Source organism: Streptomyces sp. CA-251247 (assembly GCF_050952975.1).
Lineage (GTDB): Bacteria > Actinomycetota > Actinomycetes > Streptomycetales > Streptomycetaceae > Streptomyces > Streptomyces achmelvichensis.
Map to the genome: position 1 here is coordinate 6,276,074 of NZ_CP191861.1, position 18,192 is coordinate 6,294,265.

At 71.7% G+C, this 18,192-nt stretch carries 17 protein-coding genes; 6 read left to right on the forward strand and 11 right to left on the reverse strand.

Annotated elements, in window-relative coordinates; all coding sequences use genetic code 11:
* Positions 1–42: 42 nt before the first annotated feature.
* Positions 43–705, reverse strand: a complete 663-nt coding sequence (locus ACQPWZ_RS27815) for a helix-turn-helix transcriptional regulator (protein WP_313943533.1) — start codon at positions 703–705, stop codon at positions 43–45.
* Between the two features lie 277 nt (positions 706–982).
* A complete protein-coding gene (locus ACQPWZ_RS27820) occupies positions 983–1,663 on the reverse strand; it encodes a DUF3000 domain-containing protein (protein WP_340475977.1) in 681 nt (226 codons plus the stop codon).
* 92 nt (positions 1,664–1,755) lie between these two features.
* Here ACQPWZ_RS27820 and hemE point away from each other — a divergent pair, with 92 nt between their 5' ends.
* Positions 1,756–2,820, forward strand: a complete 1,065-nt coding sequence (gene hemE, locus ACQPWZ_RS27825) for a uroporphyrinogen decarboxylase (RefSeq protein ID WP_383245583.1) — start codon at positions 1,756–1,758, stop codon at positions 2,818–2,820.
* A gap of 58 nt (positions 2,821–2,878) precedes the next feature.
* Here the strand turns inward: hemE and ACQPWZ_RS27830 are convergent, their stop codons facing one another.
* Positions 2,879–4,255, reverse strand: coding sequence for an FAD-dependent oxidoreductase (locus ACQPWZ_RS27830; RefSeq protein ID WP_340475979.1), 1,377 nt, complete (start codon positions 4,253–4,255; stop codon positions 2,879–2,881).
* Between the two features lie 27 nt (positions 4,256–4,282).
* Entirely contained in the window at positions 4,283–5,245 is a 963-nt protein-coding gene (locus ACQPWZ_RS27835) for a DUF4349 domain-containing protein (protein ID WP_433572653.1), read from the reverse strand.
* 126 nt (positions 5,246–5,371) lie between these two features.
* Between ACQPWZ_RS27835 and hemG the strand changes: the two genes are divergently transcribed.
* Both hemG and hemQ read left to right on the forward strand, forming a co-directional pair.
* On the forward strand, positions 5,372–6,811 hold the full coding sequence (gene hemG, locus ACQPWZ_RS27840; protein ID WP_433572654.1) for a protoporphyrinogen oxidase: 1,440 nt from the start codon (positions 5,372–5,374) through the stop codon (positions 6,809–6,811).
* A 4-nt stretch (positions 6,812–6,815) separates the two neighbouring features.
* Positions 6,816–7,535, forward strand: a complete 720-nt coding sequence (gene hemQ / locus ACQPWZ_RS27845; RefSeq protein WP_313943527.1) for a hydrogen peroxide-dependent heme synthase — start codon at positions 6,816–6,818, stop codon at positions 7,533–7,535.
* A gap of 62 nt (positions 7,536–7,597) precedes the next feature.
* Here the strand turns inward: hemQ and ACQPWZ_RS27850 are convergent, their stop codons facing one another.
* The 6 genes from ACQPWZ_RS27850 to ACQPWZ_RS27875 form a co-directional block, all read right to left on the reverse strand.
* Positions 7,598–9,199 carry an alpha/beta hydrolase gene (locus ACQPWZ_RS27850; RefSeq protein ID WP_433572655.1) on the reverse strand — a complete coding sequence of 534 codons (1,602 nt, stop codon included), beginning with the start codon at positions 9,197–9,199 and terminating at the stop codon, positions 7,598–7,600.
* 98 nt (positions 9,200–9,297) lie between these two features.
* Entirely contained in the window at positions 9,298–10,083 is a 786-nt protein-coding gene (locus tag ACQPWZ_RS27855) for a TIGR04222 domain-containing membrane protein (protein ID WP_340478043.1), read from the reverse strand.
* A 105-nt stretch (positions 10,084–10,188) separates the two neighbouring features.
* Positions 10,189–11,184 carry a TIGR04222 domain-containing membrane protein gene (locus ACQPWZ_RS27860; protein WP_433572656.1) on the reverse strand — a complete coding sequence of 332 codons (996 nt, stop codon included), beginning with the start codon at positions 11,182–11,184 and terminating at the stop codon, positions 10,189–10,191.
* A 5-nt stretch (positions 11,185–11,189) separates the two neighbouring features.
* Positions 11,190–12,536: a DUF692 domain-containing protein gene (locus tag ACQPWZ_RS27865; RefSeq protein WP_433572657.1), complete on the reverse strand. Its 1,347-nt coding sequence runs from the start codon at positions 12,534–12,536 to the stop codon at positions 11,190–11,192.
* 130 nt (positions 12,537–12,666) lie between these two features.
* On the reverse strand, positions 12,667–13,449 hold the full coding sequence (locus tag ACQPWZ_RS27870; RefSeq protein ID WP_433572658.1) for a DUF4142 domain-containing protein: 783 nt from the start codon (positions 13,447–13,449) through the stop codon (positions 12,667–12,669).
* 108 nt (positions 13,450–13,557) lie between these two features.
* Positions 13,558–14,274: an aminoacyl-tRNA hydrolase gene (locus ACQPWZ_RS27875; protein WP_356702194.1), complete on the reverse strand. Its 717-nt coding sequence runs from the start codon at positions 14,272–14,274 to the stop codon at positions 13,558–13,560.
* An 81-nt stretch (positions 14,275–14,355) separates the two neighbouring features.
* On the opposite strand from ACQPWZ_RS27875, the gene ACQPWZ_RS27880 reads away from it, so the two are divergent.
* Positions 14,356–15,030 carry an AIM24 family protein gene (locus ACQPWZ_RS27880; RefSeq protein WP_313943520.1) on the forward strand — a complete coding sequence of 225 codons (675 nt, stop codon included), beginning with the start codon at positions 14,356–14,358 and terminating at the stop codon, positions 15,028–15,030.
* Between the two features lie 147 nt (positions 15,031–15,177).
* Complete coding sequence (locus ACQPWZ_RS27885; RefSeq protein ID WP_433572659.1) at positions 15,178–15,843, forward strand: RraA family protein; 666 nt, start codon at positions 15,178–15,180, stop codon at positions 15,841–15,843.
* Positions 15,844–15,951: 108 nt separating this feature from the next.
* Here ACQPWZ_RS27885 and ACQPWZ_RS27890 read toward each other — a convergent pair whose 3' ends face one another.
* Positions 15,952–16,689, reverse strand: coding sequence for a flavodoxin family protein (locus ACQPWZ_RS27890; protein WP_383243534.1), 738 nt, complete (start codon positions 16,687–16,689; stop codon positions 15,952–15,954).
* 458 nt (positions 16,690–17,147) lie between these two features.
* On the opposite strand from ACQPWZ_RS27890, the gene ACQPWZ_RS27895 reads away from it, so the two are divergent.
* Positions 17,148–18,068, forward strand: coding sequence for an NADP-dependent oxidoreductase (locus ACQPWZ_RS27895; protein WP_433572660.1), 921 nt, complete (start codon positions 17,148–17,150; stop codon positions 18,066–18,068).
* The last annotated feature ends 124 nt before the right edge of the window (positions 18,069–18,192 follow it).

Genomic DNA, 18,192 nt, shown 5'->3' on the forward strand with positions numbered 1-18,192 from the left:
ACGGAACGTTCCGTCGACGGGCGCGAAAGAAATGTGGAGCGATCAGTGAATGATGCCGGTGCGCAGGGCGACGGCGACCATGCCGGCACGGTCGCCCGTGCCGAGCTTGCGGGCGATGCGGGCGAGGTGGCTCTTGACGGTGAGCGCGGACAGGCCCATCGAGACGCCGATGGCCTTGTTCGACTGGCCTTCGGCGACGAGCCGGAGCACCTCGACCTCACGGCCGGAGAGCTCGCGGTAGCCGCCCGGGTGGCTCGGGGCACCCGGGGGGCGGCGGTGCAGTCGGCCGGCTCCGGCGCCGATGGGCGCCGCGCCGGGACGGGTGGGGTGACCGATGTTCGTACGGGTACCGGTGACGACGTACCCCTTGACGCCGCCGGCGAGCGCGTTGCGCACGGCGCCGATGTCGTCGGCCGCGGACAGGGCCAGACCGTTCGGCCAGCCGGCCGCGCGGGTCTCGGACAGGAGGGTCAGCCCGGAACCGTCGGGCAGGTGGACGTCGGCAACGCAGATGTCGCGCGGGTTGCCGACGCGGGGACGGGCCTCCGCGATGGACGACGCCTCGATCACGTCACGTACTCCGAGGGCCCACAGGTGGCGGGTGACGGTGGAGCGGACGCGCGGGTCGGCCACGACGACCATGGCCGTCGGCTTGTTCGGGCGGTAGGCGACCAGGCTTGCGGGCTGCTCGAGAAGAACGGACACCAGGCCTCCTGGGGAAGGTGCGGGACGGGGCCGGCTCGGGGAAGCCGGGGCGAAACCGTGCAGTTAGGTCACTGACCTCTTCGGCACCGAACCCGGCCGCCTTTAGAGAATGATCACGATTTAGTGAGTAACAATTGGGGCAATTCGGACAGGTGATCGATCATCCTACGAGCGAGCTCATCAGGCCGTTCGTGCGAGGCCCGGTGGGGAGAGCGGTGCGGGCACGGCACGAAGCACGGCCCGCGCACAGTGTCGCGGGCCGTGCGGGGGGTGAACGTCACCGATGCTGCGGGCCCCGCCGCTGGGGAAGGGAGACCACGCCCGTCACCGCGTCCGCCGGACCGGCCGGCGTCGGCGGCAGCCCCGCGATCTGACAGAGCAGATCGCACCAGGCAGCGAGGTGTGCGCCCGAGTCCGGCACCCCGCCGTGACCCTCGCGCGGTGTCCAGGACGCACGGATCTCGATCTGCGTCGCCGGCCGCCGGTCGGAGAGTCCACCGAAATAGTGAGACCCCGCGCGGGTGACGGTGCCGCTCGGCTCACCGTACGAAAGTCCGCGCGCTTCCAGCGCGCCCGTCAGCCACGACCAGCACACCTCCGGAAGCAACGGGTCGGCGGCCATCTCCGGTTCGAGCTCCGCCCGCACCAGCGTCACCATCCGGAACGTGCCCTGCCAGGCATCGTGGCCGGCCGGGTCGTGCAGCAGCACAAGACGTCCGTCGGCGAGATCGTCCTCGCCGTCGACCACCGCCGCCTCCAGCGCGTACGCATGCGGGGCGAGCCGCTTTGGCGGCCGGGCCGGATCCACCTCGATCTCGGGGCGCAGCCGTGCGGCCCGCAGCGCGTCGACCGCCTGCGAGAACGCGCGAGGGACGGCATTCCCCTCCGCGCTGTCCGTCGCATCAGCGCCGTTGGAATGATCCGGATGATCAGAAAACTGTCCCTGAGCCGCAGCCATGCGGGGAAGAGTAGGCGGAACGGGGGCTCGGCGCAGGGAGGGACACCCGGGCCGGGGCAGCCACTTCAGGTGTACGTGCGAAGATTTGGGACGTGAGCGCCAACGAACGCCCCTCGGGCCAGCAGCCGAAGACGTACGACTCCGCCTTTCTCAAGGCGTGCAGGCGCGAGCCGGTGCCGCACACGCCGGTCTGGTTCATGCGGCAGGCGGGCCGCTCACTGCCCGAGTACCTGAAGGTCCGCGAGGGCATCCCGATGCTCGAGTCCTGCATGCGTCCCGAGCTCGTCACCGAGATCACGCTGCAGCCCGTACGGCGCCACAAGGTCGACGCAGCGATCTACTTCAGCGACATCGTCGTCCCGCTCAAGGCGATCGGCATCGACCTCGACATCAAGCCCGGCGTCGGACCCGTCGTCGCCGATCCGATCCGCACCCGGGCCGACCTGGACCGGCTGCGCGATCTCACGCCCGAGGACGTCTGGTACGTCACCGAGGCGATGGGCATGCTCACCCAGGAGCTCGGTTCCACCCCGCTCATCGGTTTCGCCGGTGCGCCCTTCACTCTTGCGAGCTATCTCGTCGAGGGCGGCCCCTCACGCAACCACGAGCACACCAAGGCGCTGATGTACGGCGATCCGCAGCTGTGGGCGGATCTGCTGGACCGGCTCGCGGAGATCACGTCCGCGTTCCTCAAGGTGCAGATCGAGGCGGGCGCCAGTGCGGTGCAGCTGTTCGACTCGTGGGTGGGCGCGCTGGCCCCCGCGGACTACCGGCGCTCGGTGATGCCGGCGTCGGCGAAGGTGTTCGACGCGGTCGCCTCGTACGGCGTGCCCCGTATCCACTTCGGCGTGGGCACGGGCGAACTGCTCGGTCTGATGGGCGAGGCCGGGGCCGACGTCGTGGGTGTCGACTGGCGCGTCCCGATGGACGAGGCCGCGCGCCGCGTCGGCCCCGGCAAGGCGCTCCAGGGCAATCTCGACCCGGCGGTTCTCTTCTCCACCCGCGAGGCCGTCGAGACGAAGACCCGGGAGGTGCTGGACGCGGCGTCGGACCTCGAGGGCCACATCTTCAACCTGGGCCACGGGGTGCTCCCGACGACGGACCCGGACGCCCTGACCCGGCTCGTGGAGTTCGTCCACGAGCGGACCGTCCGTTAGTTTTCCTCGTCGCCGTGACCGGGCCGAAGTCCGGTCACGGCAGGGGTTCGGACCGGGATCAGCCCGCCTTGCGGACCGCCGCCACCGCCTTGCGGGCCGCGACCAGGACCGGGTCCCACACTGGTGAGAACGGCGGTGCGTAGCCCAGGTCCAGGGCCGTCATCTGCTCCACCGTCATCCCGGCCGTCAGCGCCACCGCCGCGATGTCGACCCGCTTGCCCGCACCCTCCCGGCCGACGATCTGGGTGCCCAGCAGCCGGCCCGTGCGGCGCTCGGCGAGGATCTTCACCGTCATGGGCGCCGTGTCCGGGTAGTAGCCCGCCCGGCTCGTCGACTCGATCGTCGCGGTGACGTACTGGAGTCCGACCTCGGCCGCGTCCTTCTCGCGCAGACCGGTCCGCGCGATCTCCAGCTCGCACACCTTGCTCACCGCCGTACCGACGATGCCCGGGAACGTCCCGTACCCGCCGCCGACGTTCGACCCGATGATCTGGCCGTGCTTGTTGGCGTGTGTGCCCAGCGGGACGTGCCGCTCGCGGCCCGAGACCAGGTCGAGCACCTCGACGCAGTCACCGCCCGACCAGATGTTGTCGTGGCCGCGGACCCGCATGGCCAGATCGGTGAGCAGCCCGCCGTACGCACCGAGCGGCAGCCCCGCGGCCTCGGCGAGGGTCGTCTCCGGCCGCACCCCCATGCCGAGGATCACCACGTCCGCCGGATACTCCCTGTCCTCCGTCGCCACCGCGCGGACCCGGCCGTCCTCACCGGTGAGGACCTTGGTGACCTCGGCCTCGTTCACCGTCGTGATGCCCATGTTGTCCATCGCGGTGTGGACGAGCCGGCCCATGTCCGGGTCGAGAGTGATCATCGGCTGCTCGCCGCGGTTGAGCACGGTCACCTCGAAGCCGCGCTTCAGCATCGCCTCGGCCATCTCGACGCCGATGTAGCCCGCGCCGACCACCACCGCGCGGCGCCCCTCGGTGCCGGCGAGCGTGTCCAGCAGCTGCTGACCGTCGTCCAGGTTCTGCACGCCGTGCACCCCGGGCGCGTCGATGCCCGGCAGCGGCGGGCGGACCGGGCGGGCGCCGGTCGCGATCACCAGCTTGTCGTAGCCCGTCCAGGCCACCTCGCCGCTCTCCAGGTCACGCGAGCGCACCCGGCTGCCGGCGACATCGATCTCCGTGACCTCCGTGCGCATGCGCAGACCGATGGAGCGCTCGCGGTGCTCCTCGGGCGTACGGGCGATCAGCCGGTCCCGTTCGGGTACGTCACCGCCGACCCAGTACGGGATCCCGCAGGCCGAGAACGAGCTGAAGTGGCCGCGTTCGAACGCGACGATCTCCAGCTCCTCCGGGCCCTTGAGCCTGCGTGCCTGCGATGCGGCGGACATGCCCGCCGCATCGCCCCCGACGATCACCAGTCGCTCTGTTGCCATGGGAACACGCTACGGGGGAGCGGCGGTTCAGTCCTGGCCAGGGCCGCGCGCCGGGCCGGACCCCGTGCCACCCGCATTGCTGTCACCCGGCCACGGCAGATGCGCGGGCGCCGCCGGCGTGGTGGCCGCACGCCGCGGAAGCCGCGGCCGTACCCCCCACCGCCAGAGCGCGTACAGCAGGACGAGCACCGCGGCGAACGGGGCCACCGCGCCGATCACGACGCCCGCCCAGCGGCCCGTGGCCACCAGCGCGTCCCAGCCGCCGCCGAGCGCGTCCATGAAGCCCGGGTCGTCGTCGCGCTGCTCCTCCTCCTTCTCCTTTTCGGAGAGCGAGAGGGTGATCGTCGCCAGCGTGGTGCGGTCCTTGAGCGCGGCCTGCTGCGCGAGCAGCGACTCCAGATCCGCCTGACGGCTGCTCAGCTGGCCTTCGAGCGCGACGATGTCGTCGAGCTTGGTGGCCCGGTCCATCAGTGCCCGCACCCGGGCCACGCTCGCCCGCTGGGTGGCGATCCGGCTCTCCACGTCCACGACCTGGTCGGTGACGTCCTTGGCGTCCGCCTTGCGGGACAGCAGCCTGCCCGTGCCCGCCAGTGTCGACAGCACCTCGTCGTACTTCTCCTGCGGCACGCGCAGCACGACCCGCGAAGCCACATGTGTGTCGTCGATCCGTTCCGTCGACTCGTCGGCGACATGACCCCCGGCCATCTCGACGGCGCTGCGGGCGGAGGCCAGGGCCTTCTGCGCGTCCGCGACCTCCACCTCCAGCGCCGCGGTACGGATGATGTGCGCCGGCGCGAGGGAGACGGGCTTCTTCGGCGCGGCGTGCTGCGCGTCGGACTCCGCCCTGTCCGCGGCGGACCCTGCCGCCCCCTCCCGTGCGGCCGGACCGGCCGCGCTCTCCCCCTTGTCGTCGCTCGCCCCGCCGCTGCATCCGGCGACGGCGAGTGAAGCGGTGAGCAGCAGTGCCGCGAACGTACGTCGAGCCCGCATGTCGGCCCCCCAGGGACATCGGTGAGTGTCACCGGTTCGACGGCGGGCCCGCGGCAAGGGTTGCCGTCCTGCGGTCCCGAAGCGGTCACGGTCGGGACTCGGAACGGCGTTTGAGAGAGTGGGGACATGGAGTCTTCCCCGAACACGGGCACCCCCACCGGCCATGTCGTCGTCGTGGGCGGCGGCATCGCCGGCCTCGCGGCCGCCCACCGGCTCGTCACCGCCGGGGTGCGCGTGACACTGCTGGAGGCGACCGACCGGCTGGGCGGCAAGCTTCAGGCCGGCGAGATCGAAGGGCTGGCCATCGATCTCGGCGCCGAGTCGATGCTCGCCCGCCGCCCGGAAGCCGTCGACCTCGCCCGCGCCGTGGGACTCGGCGAGCGGCTCCAGCCGCCCGCCACGGCCACCGCCTCCGTGTGGACGCGCGGCGCGCTGCGCCCGATGCCCAAGGGGCATGTGATGGGTGTACCGGGCTCCGCCGACGCCCTGGCCGGACTTCTCTCCGCCGACGGCATCGCCCGGATCGAGCGGGAGCGCGACCTCGCCCCCGTCGAACTCGGCGACGATGTCGCGGTGGGCGCCTACGTCGCCGACCGCCTCGGCCGCGAGGTCGTCGACCGCCTGGTCGAGCCCCTCCTTGGCGGCGTGTACGCGGGCGACGCCTACCGGATCTCGATGCGCGCCGCCGTCCCCCAGCTCTTCGAGGCGGCCAGAACCCACGACTCCCTGCTCGAGGGCGTGGCCGAGATCCAGCGCCGTGCGCAGGAACGGCCGCAGAGCGGGCCCGTCTTCATGGGCATCGCGGGCGGTGTCGGCCTGCTGCCCGGGGCCGTCGCCGACGCCGTGCGCGCCGCCGGCGGCGAGATCCTCACCGAGACCCCCGTCGTCGGTCTGAGCCGCGACGCCGAGGGCTGGCAGATCCGTACCGACCGCGGGGCGTTCGCCGCCGACGCGGTGGTGCTCGCCACCCCCGCCTGGTCGGCCTCGGCACTGCTGTCCGCCGAGTCGCCCGAAGCATCCGCCGAACTCGGCCGGATCGAGTACGCCTCCATGGCCCTGGTGACCCTCGCCTTCCGGCGGGCGGACCTGACCGGCCTGCCGGACGGCAGCGGTTTCCTGGTGCCGCCGGTCGACGGCCGCACCATCAAGGCCTCCACCTTCTCCAGCAGCAAGTGGGGCTGGGTCGGCGAGAGCTCCTCGGACCTGTTCGTCCTGCGCACCTCCATCGGCCGGTACGGCGAGGAGGAGCATCTGCACCGCGAGGACGCCGACCTCGTCGCGGTGTCCCTGGACGATCTCGGTGAGGCGACGGGGCTCGCGGCCCGTCCCGTGGCCACCGAGGTGACCCGCTGGATCGGCGGGCTGCCGCAGTACCCGGTCGGCCACCTGTCCCGTGTCGCCCGCATCCGCGACGAGGTCGCCAAGCTGCCCGGCCTACGGGTCTGCGGGGCCGCGTACGACGGTGTCGGCATCCCCGCCTGCATCGCCGACGGCCGGCGAGCCGCGGAGGAGATCATCGCCACGCCGACCCTGGCGCGAGGCACCGGTCGGCAGGCGGGAGAATAGCCTCATGAGTGCGCCCGAAAAGATCCCGAACGCAGGCAAGAAGGCCAAGGACCTCAACGAGGTCATCCGGTACACGCTGTGGTCCGTCTTCAAGCTGCGCGATGTGCTCCCCAGCGACACCGACCGGTCCGCCTACGCGGACGAGGTCCAGGAGCTGTTCGACCAGCTCGCCGCCAAGGACGTCACCGTGCGCGGCACGTACGACCTGTCCGGGCTGCGCGCCGATGCCGACCTCATGATCTGGTGGCACGCCGAGACCGCGGACGAGCTCCAGGACGCGTACAACCTCTTCCGGCGCACCCGCCTCGGCCGGGCGCTGGAGCCGGTCTGGTCGAACATGGCGCTGCACCGCCCCGCCGAGTTCAACAAGTCGCACATCCCGGCCTTCCTGGCCGACGAGACGCCGCGCGACTACGTCAGCGTCTACCCCTTCGTGCGCTCCTACGACTGGTACCTGCTGCCCGACGAGGACCGCCGCCGGATGCTCGCCGACCACGGCAAGATGGCCCGCGGCTACCCGGACGTGCGCGCCAACACCGTGGCGTCGTTCTCGCTCGGCGACTACGAGTGGCTGCTGGCCTTCGAGGCGGACGAGCTGTACCGCATCGTCGACCTGATGCGTCATCTGCGCGCCTCCGAGGCACGGATGCACGTCCGTGAAGAGGTTCCGTTCTACACCGGCCGCCGCAAGTCGGTCGGCGACCTGGTGGCCGGCCTCGCCTGAGGCCGGCCACACCATGAAGGCCGGGCCCGCATCCGCGGACCCGGCCTCGGCGACCCGGAAGATCAGACGGCGTGCGGCAGCTTCGGCTGCGCGGCCCGCCGGTCCAGCGACACCGGGTCAGGCTCCGGGTGCGGCGCGCACGACGCGCGCCGCACCGGTGTCTCACCGCGGAGCAGGTAGTTCTCCAGGTGGGCGTTGACGCACTCGTTGCTGCCGCCCCCGATGCCGTGCGTCCCGGAGTCCTCCTCCGTGATCAGCACGGAACCCTTCAGCCGCTGCGCCAGTTCGCGCGCCCCTTCGTACGGCGTCGCCGCGTCCCTCTCGGCCGCCAGGATCAGCGTCGGCGGCAGCGCCCCACGCTTCGTACGCACCTCCAGCGGCTCCTGCCGGGGCGCCGTCCAGAACGCGCACGGCAGGTTCATGAAGGCGTTGTCCCAGGTCTCGAACGGCGCCCGGCGGGCGAGTGCGGTGTTGTCGCGGTCCCAGACCTCCCATTCGGTGGGCCACGGGGCGTCGTTGCACTCGACGGCGGTGTAGACGGCGTTGCCGTTCTCCGAGTCCGCCGCGTGCTCCGGCCTGGGGGCGGCCTGCGCGATCAGCGGCTTCTCGTTGCCCTTCAGATACTCCGAGAGCGCGGTCGCCCGCGCCACCCAGACGTCGTCGTAGTACCCGGTGCCGAGGAACGCCGCGTGCAGCTGCCCCGGGCCCACCTTCCCGCCCGCCGGTTTCGTGGCGAGACGGTCGCGCGCCTTCTCGTAACTGCGCATGACCTGCTCGGGCGTGGTGCCGAGATGGAACGTCCCGTCGTGCCGGGCGGCCCAGGCGCGGAAGTCCGACCAGCGGCTCTCGAAGGCCAGTGACTGGTCGAGGTTGTTGCGGTACCAGATCTGGTCGGTGTCCGGGTTCACCGCCGAGTCGAAGACCATGCGGCGTACGTGCGAGGGGAAGAGGGTCGCGTACAGCGCGCCGAAGTACGTGCCGTAGCTGGCACCCATGAAGGTCAGCCGCGGCTGGCCGAGCGCCGCCCGCAGCACATCGAGGTCACGGGCGTTGTTGAGCGAGGTGTAATGACGCAGCGCCGGACCGGTCTTGCGCGCACAGCCCTCCGCGTACGCCTTCGCCTGCGCGATCCGCTCGTTCTTGTACGCGGGGGAGGGGTCCACCGGAGACGGCGTCGGAGCCTTGCCGAAGCCGGCGGAGTCCTGGCAGGACAGCGGCGCCGAACGGCCCACCCCGCGCGGGGCGTAGCCCACGATGTCGTACGCCCGCGCGATCCGCTTCCACTCCGGGAGCTGGGCCGCCATCGGGAAGTACATGCTGGAGGCGCCGGGGCCGCCCGGGTTGTAGACGAAGGCCCCCTGGTACTCGGTCGCCTCACCGCTCGCCCGCACCCGGCTGACGGTCAGGGTGATCTGACGGCCCGACGGGTCCGCGTAGTCCAGCGGAACCTTGACCGTCCCGCAGCTGACGGACGAGGGCAGCCCTTCGACCTTGGGACAGGTGCCGAACACGATGCCCGCGTCGGCGGCCCGCTTCGCGGCGACAGCCGTTCCCTGCATCTCGGTGTCGAGGGTGGTGGTACCGCCGGCCGGGGCGACGGCCAGTGCGGTGATGACCAAGGAGCCGAGGCCGCTCACGGCCCCGTACTTCGTCACTGCTCTCATCGCGTTCCCTTCGTACGGACGGCGGCTGTGCGGCCGTGGAAAGGGAGATCCTTCGCGGAGCAGATAGTCATGTAAAGAACCTGAATGAGGTGTCGGCCTCAATGACCCGTAAGAGGTGAACCACTTGTGCGGCCGGCCGTGAGAGCGGCACGCAGCGACGGGTCGTCGACCGCACCGACGCCGTGCACCGCCACCGCGGTCAGGAATGCCCGCTCGCTGCCGTCCCCGGTGCCGACGAGGCTGCCCAGCAGGCGCCGGCCGTCGGGTGAGGCCCACCGGGTGTAGGGATGCGCCTCGATCCGCGCGATCGCCAGAGCGCCGAGCGTGAGGATCAGCGGCAGCGCGAACCAGACGATCAGGGGCCCGCCGCCGCCCTCCTCCTGAGGGACCATCAGCAGCGAAAGAGCTGCCAGCGCCGCGGTGAGCACGGTCGCGCCGCGCACCTGACGGACGGCGGAGGCCACCTGCGTCCGGTCTCCGTCCGGGACGGCGAGGCCCGCGTGGACGAGCCGGTCGGCGAGGGAGCGCACCGCGTCGGCGGCGGACGCGGCGGCCCGTACCGCACCGATCCGCGCCTGACCCGCGGGCCCGATGGCGCCGATCACCGAACGTTCCAGTTCGTCCTCGCCGTCCGGGTCCACGACGGTGGCCCAGCCCGTGTGCGCCAGCAGCAGCCTGCGCCGGCGGTGCATCGAGACGAGGGTGAGCTCGGTGACCCGCTGCGGGCCGCCGGCCAGGAAGGCCGCCTCGTACAGCGTCAACTCCCGCTGTGCGCCGAGCCGCACGCTGGGCGGGCGGGCCGTGTCGACCGCCGCGAGACACAGGCGGGCGCAGCTGAGTCCTGCCGCTGACCAGGCCAGGAACAGAAACAGGAGCGAGAGCATGGGCGTGTTGTACGCGAGATCTCCTTCGCGGCGCCACATCGTGTCCACGATCCGGACACCACATCGGGGACCGGTGACGGCCCGGCGGGCACGGCGGAGCCGGGGTCAGGAGCTGCTGCCACCCCCGCAGCTCGATCCGCCGGACGACCCGCCGGACGAGCCGCCGCAGCTGGAGCCGCCCGACGAACCGCCGGAGGACCCGCCGCAGCCCGACCCTCCCGACGAACCGCCGCACCCCGAACCGGAACTGCTGCCGCAGCCGGACCCTCCGCCGCCGTCCGGGCTCGACGCCGCACACCACACGACCGCGGTGGTGGTCGCGAACGCGGCCGAACGCTCCTGCCGGGACACGGGAGTCCGGGCCGCGGTCCTCAGCTGTGCCTGGAGGAAGGGGTCCGTCACCCCGCGCAGGCCGTACAGGGCGACCAGATGGGCGGGGGAGTGCAGATGCGCGAACTGCACCCCGAAGGAACGCAGGGCGTCCTGGCCGGCCGAACTGATCCGGCGGCGCGAGCGGGCGGCCGCCGTGAAGCCGAACCCGATGCCCACGAACAGGGCGGGCAGTACCAGCATGATGAACGGAATGTCGGGGTCGTCGGGACCGGAGACGAAGCTCAGAACCGTGACGACGAACGCGAACGGAATCCCCATCACGCACACGAACCCCTGACAGAGGCCCCAGACGGTCAGCGCGCGGTTCGCCCGGGGCGGGAGCATCAGCCCGCGTGCGGCGAGACCGTCGCCGATCTCCTGCACCGCGGGGCTGCGCATCACCGAGCGGCGCAGGGTGTGCAGCGCCCCGGTGGGCGATACGGCCAGTTCGTCGAACACCGCCCGTTCGACGGGGTCCTGGGCGACCGGGCGCTGGGCGACGGCGATGCCCGGACCGCCGATCGCCAGCCGCCCGTCCGCGTGCAGAACGGCGAGCGCCGCGTCCACGACCCGCGCGGGACCGCCGCCGAGGAAGGCGGCCTCGTACACGTCGTGGATCTGTGCCCGGTGGCCGGGGCCGGGGCCGCGGTGCGACCTGGACACCCGGACCAGCAGCGCGGTGGACGAGGTGGCCACGGCGACGTAGACCAGGATCGCGAGGACCGTCACGGCAGTCACCTCCTCACCAGCGCGGCCCGTGCCGCCCGGACGATGCGGGCGGTGCGCCGGGGCGGGTGCGTTCCGGCCCGCTCCTCCCACCAGCGGGTCAGCAGCCGGCGGGCGGTCTCGTCGGCGGGCTGCCCGGTGACGAGCAGCTGCTCCGCGAAGTCGAGCGCGTCACGCCGGTAACCGGCCTCCATGGGGCGGCACTTGGCGTACGCGAGGAAGGCGGGCCGGTAGTCCGTGCCGAGGATCTCCGGTAGTTCGGGCGCGACCTTGGCGACGACGTCGGCGCGCTTGGCGGCCAGCGCCCGGCTCTGCACACGGAGCCGCCGCGGGTCGAAGCCTTCGGGAGCGGGGGTCCCGGCGACCAGGGCCGAGAGCAGGGAGGCCTGGGCGATGCCGACGCGCTCCCGGGCCCCGGGGTCTTCCTCCCGGCCGGTGGCGCGCCCGCCGCCGTCCGTGGTCTCCGCCGCCGCGCGCACGCCATCGCCGGCGCGGGTCGTGTGCGCGTCGCCGTCGGCGCGGGCCGCGGGCCCGGCGCCGTTCACCACCGTCGCGCGGACGGTCTCCAGTTCGGCCGCCAGCTCCCCCGGCGGCGGGAAGTCGTCGTCGCGCTCCAGCAGGACGCCGGGCGGCGCGACCCGGGACCTCAGCTCGCGCAGAACCCGAAGGACCGGTTCGGTGACCGGGTGGGCGTGGGTGTCGTGCCAGACGCCGTCGCGTTCGACACCGCCCGCGACATGGACGTACCGGATCGCCTCGACCGGCAGTTCGTCGAGCGCCTTCGCCGGGTCCTCACCGCGGTTCACATGGTTCGTGTGGAGGTTCGCCACGTCGATCAGCAGGCCCACGCCGGTGCGCTCGACCAGCTCGGCCAGGAACTGGCCCTCCGTGAGCTCCTCGTCGGGCCAGGAGATCAGCGCCGCGATGTTCTCCAGGGCCAGCGGCACCGGCAGGAGGTCCTGGGCGATGCGGACGTTTTCGCAGAGCACCTTGAGCGCGTCCCAGGTGCGGGGCACCGGCAGCAGATGGCCGGCTTCGAGCTGGGGGGAGGCGGTGAGCACGCCCCCGGCCCGGACGAACGCGATGTGCTCCGTCACGAGCGGCGAATCCAGCGCCACAGCCCGCTCCGCGAGGTCCCCCAGCTTCTGCTCCGAGGGACGGTCCGCGCCGCCCAGACCGAGGGAGACCCCGTGCGGGACGATCTTGATACCCCGCGAACGCAGCCGCGTCAGCGAGGCGGGCAGATGGCCGGGGCAGACGTTCTCCGCCACGACCTCGACCCAGTCGAGGCCCGGCAGGCCCTCCACGGCGTCCGCGATCTCAGGACGCCAGCCGATTCCGATACCCAGTTCCATGGGAAGTCCCCTCCTCTGCCCACTGCGCCGTGTGACGGTGCGTGCAGGGCCTATGGCCCCGCAGGACGGCGGTGAATCCGGAGGAGGGGACGTTCAGAGGTTGATTTGAGGTTGCGGGCCGCCCGGCTTCCTAGCCGGCGGGCTGCGGTTCGGACGCCTCCGGGCGGTTGGTGTTGACCGTGCCCGGCGCGACCGGCGACGGGCTCGAGGTGAAGGACTGGTTCCCGGACGGCTCCGCGGGCTGCGGCGCCGGCGGCAGGTTGCCGTCCGGCGGCGGCGGGCCCGTGGGGCTCGCGGTCACGCCGGTGGCCGCCTCGTTGGCGATGGCGTCGAAGTCGACCATGCCGGTGTTCTCCAGCATGGTGATGTGGTCGAGGACCGTCAGGTTGGCGTCGCTCGCGAGCTGCCGGATCAGTGTGTTCCGGGTGGTGTGCCGGACCTGGGCGATCAGCGCGAACACCTTGCCGTGCGCATTGCGCAGCAGGTTGGCGAACTTGTACTCGTACTCGCGCCCGCTGGCCGCCGAGAGTTCCCGCAGCCAGCCCTGCTGGATGTCGTTGGGCTGGTTCGGCAGCTCCACCCCGAGCTGCGCCGCCACGGTGCGCGACCGCTTGTCGAGGTCCGAGTGACCGACGATCAGGTGGTCACCCGCGTCCTTGATCGCCTTCGTGGGGGCCCGCTCGATCGCCTGCTGCCCCGCCGGCAGCTCCCAGAGTCCCGCCAGCCGGACCTTCACCAGGAAATCGCGGTCCGTCGCCGTCAGGGGTCCCCACTGGGTCGCCACCGAAGAGGCGTTGACGTTGTCCTGGCCGGTGCCGGAACGGTCCGCGTACGACCACACAGGGAACGCCAGGGCCCCTACCGTGGCGACCAGGGCCGCGATGATGAGTGCCGTCCCGTTGATGCGCCGCAACAAAATGCCTCCTGAGCCGATGTGCTACACCGCAAACCAACCGCCAACTGAAACCGTGTTCAATGCATTCGGCGGTACTGAGAGGTACGTAACGCAGCGGCGGAGTGTTCAACTCCGGAGCGAGGGATGATCGGCGACCACGGTGCAGGAGCCCGGAGCGATCTCCGTGAAACCGGCGTCGCGCACCACGGGCAGCCCGCTGACCGTGAGTTCCTGCCACAGAGCGCGCCCCGGGGTGCGGACGGACAAACGGAATCCCGTGTCCCGCCACGACTTGCGGTCGGCGTCCGACAGTTCCCACCACGCCAGCTGGGCGCCGTGCCCGGCCTGGGCCATCGCCTTGCCGGCCGACATGTCCAGTTCGGGACTCAGCCACAGCACCGGCTCTCCCGGGCCCGGCTCGGCCGGCGGCTCCGGATCATCCAGATCCGTGCCGGAAACCTGCAGTTTGGCCAGCTCCTTGGGCCAGCCGTCGAGGGGCACCGGAGGGAAGACCCGTACCTCCGCCTCCTCGCCCGTCACGGTGATCCCGGGCAGCGCCGACGCCTTGCGCCACTCGGCGCCGCGCGCCCGCCGGACGACCTTGCGGATGCGGGCGTCCTGCCAGTCGCGCATCGCCTGCGCCCACTCGCCGTCTCCGGCCGAGCGGTCGTCGGACAGGATCGTGAGCACAGCTCGTGCGGCGGTCTCCAGCGCGTCGGTGCGCGCCGGGGGCGCGGCCTTCTCGATCCGCACGACCAGCGGCAGTACGTACTGAGGCGCTTCGTCGCGCGCGACGCTCTCGTGCCGGAAGGGACTGTCGGGGCTGATGTCTTCGCTGCTCACACCGCCAGTCTGCCAGCCGCTCCGGGCCCGTTTTGCGGGGGCTGTTGGCGGAACGGATGCGTCCGGGCGACGATGCACCCCATGAAAAGCGATCTCTTTGCCTCGGAGAACATGGCGCAGCAGGCCACCGTGCCCGGAATGACCCTGCAGAACGCCAAATCGGTCAAGTACGCCGTGAACGGCGAGATGCACGCGCGGCAGGGGTCGATGATCGCCTACCGCGGAAACCTCCAGTTCGAGCGCAAGAGCCAGGGCATCGGCGGCATGCTCAAGCGTGCGGTCACCGGTGAGGGCCTGGCGTTGATGGCGGTACGCGGCCAGGGTGAGGCGTGGTTCGCGCACGAGGCACAGAACTGTTTCATCGTCGACATCGACCAGGGCGACGCCCTGACGATCAACGGCCGCAACGTCCTCTGTTTCGACGCCACACTGTCGTACGAGATACGGACGGTGAAGGGCGCCGGTATGACCGGCGGGGGCCTCTTCAACAGCCTCTTCACCGGCTACGGGAAGCTCGCCGTCATCTGCGAGGGCAACCCCATCGTCATTCCCGTCACTGCCCAGCAGCCCGTCTACGTCGACACGGACGCGGTCGTCGGCTGGAGCGCCCAGCTGAACACCTCGCTGCACCGCTCCCAGTCCGTCGGCTCGATGATCCGCGGCGGCTCGGGCGAGGCCGTCCAGCTGATGCTCCAGGGCGAGGGCTTCGTGATCGTGCGGCCCAGCGAGCTCACGGCGCAGCCCGCGTCGAACTGACGCCCCCGGTGATCGTGTAGCCGCTGCCCGCTCGGCGGCGCAAGATGGAGAGTGCTGCTGAAGAGCTCGCCGAAGGCGCCGGCACGCCATCTGGCGCCGCCGTTCCCGCGCCGCAGGCCGGGCTGCGGCGGACGTGCGGGAGGTGCGATGGTGGAGGAAGAGTCGCGACTGCGTGAACTCGCAGCTCGTGTACGCACCGCTGACGTGGTCGACGCCGTGGGGCGGTTTCACCGGCATCGATGCCATCTGACGGATCTGAAGAGTCCCACGCCGGATCGCCTGCTCTTCGGGCCGGCCGTCACCGTCTCGTATCTGCCGTCGTGCCAGAAGTCCCTGCCGACCGACCGGTACAACTTCACCGAGCTCTTCCGTGAGGCCATCCGCGACGGCGGGCAGGGGCGGGTGCTGGTCCTGGCGAGCAACGGCTACCCGGACGCCTCGCTCGGCGGCAAGGTCAAGCTCTCCCCGCTCGCCGTCCACGGGCTCGCCGGCATCCTCACCGACGCTCGCCTGCGTGACTTCGCAGAGCTCGCGGAGTACGAGTTCGCCGCCTACTGCAGTGGAGAAGCCGTGCACTGGGGCGGGGACGCCGTCACGCCGTACGAGGCGAACCGGCCGGCCGTGGTGTCGGGAGTGGTGGTGCGTCCCGGTGACTATGTGTTCGCCGACGCGGCCGGGGCGGCGATCATTCCCGGGGCGGAGGTGCTGGACATCCTCGAGGAGGCCGTTCAGGTGGTGAAGGACGAAGCACGCTTCGTCGAGATGAGCCATGGTGAGGGCGAGGGCGGATCCGGCGGCGGGTCGAAGGAGTAGGCGCCCGGCGGTTCCGCTGCGACCGGTGGCCCCGGAGCGACCTACCCGCCGGCAGTTCCGCTGCGACCGGTGGCCGCCGAGCGACCTGCCCGCCGCCCACCGGCCCGCTCAGCGGTGTTCGGGGTTCGGCTGGTCGAAGCGCGCGCCCGCGTCCCACTCGGTGCGCTGGTTTCCCCGGGCGGGGATGCCGCCGGCCCGCTTGATCATGGCGGCGAGGTGCATCAGGTTCCAGGTCATGAACGTGACGTTGCGATTGGTGAAATCGTTCTCCGGCCCGCCCGAACCGGGGTCGAGATACGAGGGCCCGGGCCCGGCCTCACCGATCCAGCCCGCGTCCGCCTGCGGCGGGATCGTGTATCCGAGGTGCTGGAGGCTGTAGAGGACGTTCATCGCGCAGTGCTTCACCCCGTCCTCGTTGCCGGTGATCAGACACCCGCCGACCCGCCCGTAATACGCGTACTGGCCACGGTCGTTGAGCAGCGACGAGCACGCGTACAGCCGCTCGACGACCTGCTTCATGACGGAGCTGTTGTCGCCCAGCCAGATCGGACCGGCCAGTACGAGGATGTCGGCCGCGATGACCTGCTCGTACAGGGCGGGCCACTCGTCGCTCGGCCACCCGTGCTCGGTCATGTCCGGCCACACGCCGGTAGCGATGTCGTGATCGACGGCCCGTACGACGTCGACCCGGACCCCCTGCGTCTCCATCAATGCCCGACTCTTGTCGATGAGTCCCTGGGTGTTGCTCACCTCGGGCGACCGCTTGAGCGTGCAGTTGACGACGAGGGCGCGGAGGCCGTCGAAGCGGTCGGGAAGCGCATCGGCGGTCGGCGGCTGGGCGGTCACGGAGCCCTCCTGGAGTCTGTCACCGTGCCGTTCACGGCGGTGCGACGCCGTCCATGGTGCGCTCCGGGCCCCTGCTCCGGCCGCTACGGCGCGGCGGGCGACGGACGACCACACCACCAGCCCAACGGCCCGGCAGGGCCGCTCTGCGTGGACCACGCCGGCGACGACAGGGAGGTCCGGCGGCGCGACGGTGCGTGAGCCCGGCCGAGTTGCCCGTGCCACGGCTGGGTGGTTGTGTCGATGGAGGGACATGTGCGCGGGGCGACCGCTGTGATCCTTCGTCATGATCGAGGTCCGCGCAGCACGAAGATGCCCGCAGACGTCCCCGCAGAACGCGTTGCTCACGCGGTTGATGTCGCCCCGCCGGGCGAACACATGGCGGTCAAGCCCCCGGTGAACCGAGGTCCGCATGATCTGTGCGCTCCGACCGGACGTCTCCGTCACAGAGAGGACCTGCCATGCAAGCCGTTACCGTTCGAGATCGCGCCGCCGGTCTCGGTGGACTCTCCCTGACGGACATGCCCCACCCCCACGCCGCGGAGAACGACGTCATCGTGAAGGTCTGTGCCGCGGGGTTCACCTCCGGGGAACTCGACTGGCCGGGGACGTGGACCGACCGCGCCGGCCGCGACCGGACTCCGAGTGTGCCGGGCCATGAACTGTCCGGTGTGGTCGCCGAACTCGGTTACGGAACGACCGGCCTCACCGTCGGCCAGCGGGTGTTCGGACTGACCGACTGGGCCCGCAACGGCTCACTGGCCGAGTACACCGCTGTGGAGGCCCGCAACCTCGCACCGCTCCCGTCGGACGTCGACCACGTGGTGGCCGCGGCGGTGCCGATCTCCGGGCTGACCGCGCAGCAGGGCCTGTTCGACCACGGCCGTCTCACGACGGGGCAGACCGTACTGATCCACGGCGCCGCGGGCGGCGTCGGGTCGATCGCGGTGCAGTACGCGCACGACGCGGGAGCGCGGGTGATCGGCACCGGGCGGGCCGGCGGCAGGGAGGTGGCCCTCGGTCTCGGCGTGGATGTCTATCTGGACCTCGAGAACGACCGGCTGGAGGACGCCGGCGAGGTCGACGTCGTGTTCGACGCGATCGGCGGCGAGGTCCTCGACCGCTCGGCCGCGCTGGTGCGCGCCGGTGGCACGCTCGTCGCCGTCGCCACGCCGCCCACGGTCCGTCCCGAGGACGGGCGCGCGGTCTTCTTCATCGTCGAACCCGATCGCGCCGGGCTCATGGACCTCGCGCGGCGGCTCCGGGACGGACGGGTCGAGCCGATCGTCGGATCCGTGCGGCGCCTCGCCGAAGCGCCGGACGCACTCGGCCCCGGCCGGCGCACCCGCGGCAAGACGATCATCCGCGTCGCGGAGGACTGACCGGGAGCGGGTCCCGTCCGCCCGCATTCCCTTGACGGCCAACCGCGTTACGCTGGGTGGAACGATGCATTCCGGGATGGCGGCGTCCCCCGGGCCGCTGTTCAGCCCTCGCCGGGGCGCATCC